Origin of the sequence: Streptomyces sp. (assembly GCF_031181705.1) — a bacterium.
Lineage (GTDB): Bacteria > Actinomycetota > Actinomycetes > Streptomycetales > Streptomycetaceae > Streptomyces.
The window spans coordinates 1-4,464 of sequence record NZ_JAPSKN010000066.1 but is presented as its reverse complement, the minus strand read 5'-3'; the positions used below and the strand labels follow the sequence as shown (position 1 = coordinate 4,464).

Genomic DNA, 4,464 nt, shown 5'->3' with positions numbered 1-4,464 from the left:
CATGAACCACGCCCAGCTGACCGCACTCGGCCGCGCCCTCCGGCTCCTCGGTGAGCACGGGGAGGCCCTCACCGCCGACACCCCGGACGCCAAGCTGCACGAGGTGAGGACGGATCTTCGGCGGGCCCTCGACCTGCTGGAGGAGAGCGTCTCGAACGCCGCGCCCAGCACCCGCTGCCCCGAGCATCCCAACGGCCCGGTCGACGAGGCCGCCCCCGACCTGTGCCTGCTGTGCGAGACCCGGCGCCGGGCGGCCCGCCGCAACGAGTTCAACGGACCCGCTCCCCATCAGCCGCAGACCGAGCCCGTCCAGTCGCGGTACGGCGTGCGCGGCGACCGCCCCCAGCCCCAGCAGCGCTGGCTGCCGGAGCTGTGGAACGGCCAGGCCTGGCAGCTGTGCGGCACCCCTCGCCGGGACCGCCGCGAGGCCGAGCTGTACATCGCCGCCCAGCGCCGCGCGCCCCGGGCCGCCATGGCGTACCGGCTGGTGCACGAGTTCACCGACTACGAGGTGCTGCGGGTGTGGGGCACGCCGGTGCGGATCGACATCGAGCCGATGGGCAACCTGTAGCCGCCTAGAGCAGCGGCAGCGGGGTGAAGTCGTACCCCTCCCACAGGCGCCGCGCCGCCTCCTCCGGGTAGGGCGCGACCACCGGCTCCGCGTCCAGCACCTGCACCAGCCGCCGCTGCTCGTCGTAGGCCGGCCAGCCCGGGTCGCCCGTCCTCGCGAACGCCGTCCAGGAGGAGCGGAAGCGGGACGACAGCGCCAGGGCCTCGGGGGACGGCTCGGCGCCCGCGAACAGCAGCGCCCCCAGGTCCGCCCCGTACGTGCCGAACAGCAGCGGGATGTCCAGGCCGTGGCAGGCGCCGAGCGCGCCGCCGTCGCCCGGGGCCGGCCAGGTCAGTTCATAGACGTGCGCGTTGCCACCGCCAGCGCGGTGCGCCTCGGCCAGGTGGAGGGAGGGCATGGCGAACAGCCAGTCCGTCTGGACGCGTTCGTACAGCTCGCTCGGGGAGGCGTCGGGGAAGGCCGCGCGGTAGGCCGCTTCCCCGTCGGGGCCGGGGGCGAACAGACGCAGGGCCGCGCCCGCCCGGTCGTCGGTGACCCGGCCGAGCTGCCCGGCCAGGGCGGCGAAGAGGCGGTACTCGTCGCGGTTGTGGCCGACGAGCAGGTCGATGTCCTTCGCCACTCCGGACGCCAGCGCCTGCCACGGCGTCGCCGGCAGGACCTCGCCGTCGACCACCGGGGAGAAGGGGGTCACCGTGGGCGCCGCCCGGCCCCAGCGGTCGAGGTACTGCGGCATCTTCGGGCCCAGCGACTCCCCCGCCGACGTCAGCCGGCGCGGGTCCACCGTCGACAGGTCGGCGACCGTGGGGCGCAGGCCCACCTCGGCGGCGAGGGCCGTGCCGATGTCCCGGGCCAGCGCGGCGGAGAAGAACGGCCCCGGCACGCTCTGCGCGATCGCCCGCCGGAACAGCCCGGCCGCGCGGTCCATCACCATGAGCGAGGCCACCGACCCCGCGCCCGCCGACTCACCGAAGACCGTCACCTGACCCGGGTCGCCGCCGAACGCCTCGATGTTGTCGCGCACCCACTCCAGCGCGGCCACCTGGTCGAGCAGGCCGCGGTTGGCGGGCGCCCCCTCGATGTGGGCGAACCCCTCCATGCCGACGCGGTAGTTGAGGGTGACGACCACGACGTCGCCGTCGGCGGCCATGTGCCGGGCGTCGTAGCCGGGGCTGCCGGCGTGGCCGAGCTTGTAGGCACCGCCGTGGATCCACACCATCACCGGGCGGCGGGCGGCCGGGTCGGGGTCGGGGGTCCAGACGTTGACCGTGAGCCAGTCGTCGCCCTGCGGGACGTCGAACAGTCCCGGGCCGCCCATCAGGCCGAGGTCCTGCGGGGGCGGCGGGCCGAAGGCGTACGCCTCCCGTATGCCGTCCCAGGGCCGGGCGGGGCGCGGCGCCTGGAAGCGGGCCTCGCCCACCGCAGGCGCGGCGAAGGGGACGCCGCGGAAGACCGCGAGCCCTTCCTCTCGGCGTCCGCGCACCGCACCGGCGGTGGTGCGCACCACCGGCCCGGGCTGCTCGGAGGGGCCGTCCGCGGGCGGGTGGGCCTCGGTCGTCGTCATCTGGGTCTCCTCACGGGTGCCGGTGATCAGGCGCTCGGCCAGTGTGCTTGACCGGGGCAACCGGATCCAGACACCCGTGGAGCGGACCGAGGGGTCAGCTGAGGGTCTTCAGCGCCGTCGCGTCGTACGGCGCCAGCTCGTCGAAGCGGCCCGACAGGACCTTCCGGGCCCACTCGGGGTCCTGCAGCAGGGCGCGGCCGACGGCGACCATGTCGAACTCGTCGCGCTCGAAGCGGTCCAGGAGATTGCCGAGGTCGCCGACCTCGGAGCCCTGGCCCTGGAAGGACTTCAGGAAGTCGCCGCCGCTCAGACCGACCGAGCCGACGGTGATGGCGGGCTTGCCGGTGAGCTTCTTGGTCCAGCCGGCGAGGTTGAGGTCGGAGTCGTCGAACTCGGGGACCCAGTAGCGGCGGGTGGAGGCGTGGAAGGCGTCCACACCGGCGGCGGCCAGCGGGGTCAGGATGGACTCCAGCTCCTCCGGGGTCTCGGCGAGGCGGGCGTCGTAGGCGTCCTGCTTCCACTGCGAGTAGCGGAAGATGACGGGAAAGCCGGGGGAGACGGCCTCGCGGACGGCCGCGACGATCTCCGCCGAGAACCTGGCGCGGGCGACGCGGTCACCGCCGTAGGCGTCGGTGCGGCGGTTGGTGCCCTCCCAGAGGAACTGGTCGAGCAGGTAGCCGTGGGCGCCGTGCAGCTCCACGCCGTCGAAGCCGATCCGCTCGGCGGCCGCGGCGGCCGCGGCGAACGCGCCGATGACGGCGTCGATGTCGGCCTGCGTCATGATCTTGCCGGTGCCCTCGGTGCCGTCCGTGCGGACACCGGAGGGACCGACGGCCGGGGCGTCCGCGACGGGCGGGTCGCCCTGCTTGCGGACCATGCCGATGTGCCACAGCTGCGGCACGATCGTGCCGCCCGCGGCGTGCACCGCCTCGGCGACCTTCGCCCAGCCCGCGAGCTGTTCCTCGCCGTGGAACCGCGGCACCCGGTCGCTCTGCCCGGCCGACTCGTGCCCGACGTAGGTGCCCTCGGTGACGATCAGGCCGACCCCGGCGGCGGCGCGGCGCGCGTAGTACGAGACGACGTCCTCGCCGGGCACGCCGCCCGGGGAGAACATGCGCGTCATCGGCGCCATGGCGATCCGGTTGGGGACGGTCAGGCCGCCCAGGGTGACGGGCCGGGACAGGATTTCGGCGGCACGGGAGGCGGCGACGGTCACGTGGGGGGCTCCTTCGGATACCGGACAGTATGCGCATACCAGGCAGTATGTGCATGTGCATGGGACCTCAGGTTCAACCACGCGGCCCGCCGCCGCCATCCCGCGCCCTGTGTGATCCCGCACACGCCGAAGGGCGGCACCCCCTGCCGGAGCAGGAAGTGCCGCCCTCCGAAAGGACGTTGACCGACCGGGTCGATCAGAAGTCCATGTCACCGCCCGGCATACCGCCACCGGCGGGCGCGGCGGCCTTCTCCGGCTTGTCGGCGATGACGGCCTCGGTGGTGAGGAACAGCGCGGCGATGGAGGCGGCGTTCTGCAGCGCGGAACGGGTCACCTTCGCCGGGTCGATGATGCCCTCGGCGATCATGTCGACGTACTCACCGGTCGCGGCGTTCAGGCCGTGGCCGACGGGCAGGTTGCGCACCTTCTCGACGATGACGCCACCCTCGAGACCACCGTTGACGGCGATCTGCTTGAGCGGGGCCTCCAGGGCGAGCTTCACGGCGTTGGCGCCGGTCAGCTCGTCGCCCTCCAGGTCCAGCTTCTCGAAGACCGAGGAGGCCTGCAGCAGGGCCACGCCACCACCGGCGACGATGCCCTCCTCGACGGCCGCCTTGGCGTTGCGCACGGCGTCCTCGATGCGGTGCTTGCGCTCCTTGAGCTCCACCTCGGTGGCGGCACCGGCCTTGATGACCGCCACACCGCCGGCGAGCTTCGCCAGGCGCTCCTGCAGCTTCTCGCGGTCGTAGTCCGAGTCGCTGTTCTCGATCTCGGCGCGGATCTGGTTGACCCGGCCCTGGACCTGCTCGGCGGAGCCGGCACCGTCGACGATGGTGGTCTCGTCCTTGGTGATGACGACCTTGCGGGCCTTGCCCAGCAGGTCGAGCGTGGCGTTCTCCAGCTTGAGGCCGACCTCCTCGGAGATCACCTCGCCGCCGGTGAGGATGCCGATGTCCTGCAGCATCGCCTTGCGGCGGTCGCCGAAGCCAGGGGCCTTGACGGCGACGGACTTGAAGGTGCCGCGGATCTTGTTGACGACCAGGGTCGACAGGGCCTCGCCCTCGACGTCCTCGGCGATGATCAGCAGCGGCTTGCCCGACTGCATGACCTTCTCCA

The 4,464-nt window shown here is 73.2% G+C and carries 4 protein-coding genes; 1 reads left to right on the top strand and 3 read right to left on the bottom strand.

Features of this window, described 5'->3' with window-relative positions; translation table 11 throughout:
* Nucleotide 1: 1 nt before the first annotated feature.
* Nucleotides 2–571 carry a hypothetical protein gene (locus tag RIN80_RS14880; protein WP_309096061.1) on the top strand — a complete coding sequence of 190 codons (570 nt, stop codon included), beginning with the start codon at nt 2–4 and terminating at the stop codon, nt 569–571.
* Nucleotides 572–575: 4 nt separating this feature from the next.
* Here the strand turns inward: RIN80_RS14880 and RIN80_RS14875 are convergent, their stop codons facing one another.
* The 3 genes from RIN80_RS14875 to groEL form a co-directional block, all read right to left on the bottom strand.
* The gene (locus RIN80_RS14875; protein WP_309096060.1) at nt 576–2,132 is read right to left on the bottom strand and encodes a carboxylesterase family protein; all 1,557 of its coding nucleotides are present in this window, start codon (nt 2,130–2,132) and stop codon (nt 576–578) included.
* A 94-nt stretch (nt 2,133–2,226) separates the two neighbouring features.
* Nucleotides 2,227–3,348 (bottom strand): NADH:flavin oxidoreductase, encoded by a 1,122-nt coding sequence (locus RIN80_RS14870; protein WP_309096059.1) that lies wholly within the window; start codon nt 3,346–3,348, stop codon nt 2,227–2,229.
* Between the two features lie 196 nt (nt 3,349–3,544).
* A partial coding sequence (gene groEL / locus RIN80_RS14865; RefSeq protein ID WP_309096058.1) for a chaperonin GroEL occupies nt 3,545–4,464 on the bottom strand: 920 nt, incomplete at its 5' end.

Coding starts and splice junctions, on each gene's coding strand:
- RIN80_RS14880 (WP_309096061.1), top strand. CDS start 2: ATGAACCACGCCCAGCTGACCGCACTCGGCCGCGCCCTCCGGCTCCTC.
- RIN80_RS14875 (WP_309096060.1), bottom strand. CDS start 2,132: ATGACGACGACCGAGGCCCACCCGCCCGCGGACGGCCCCTCCGAGCAG.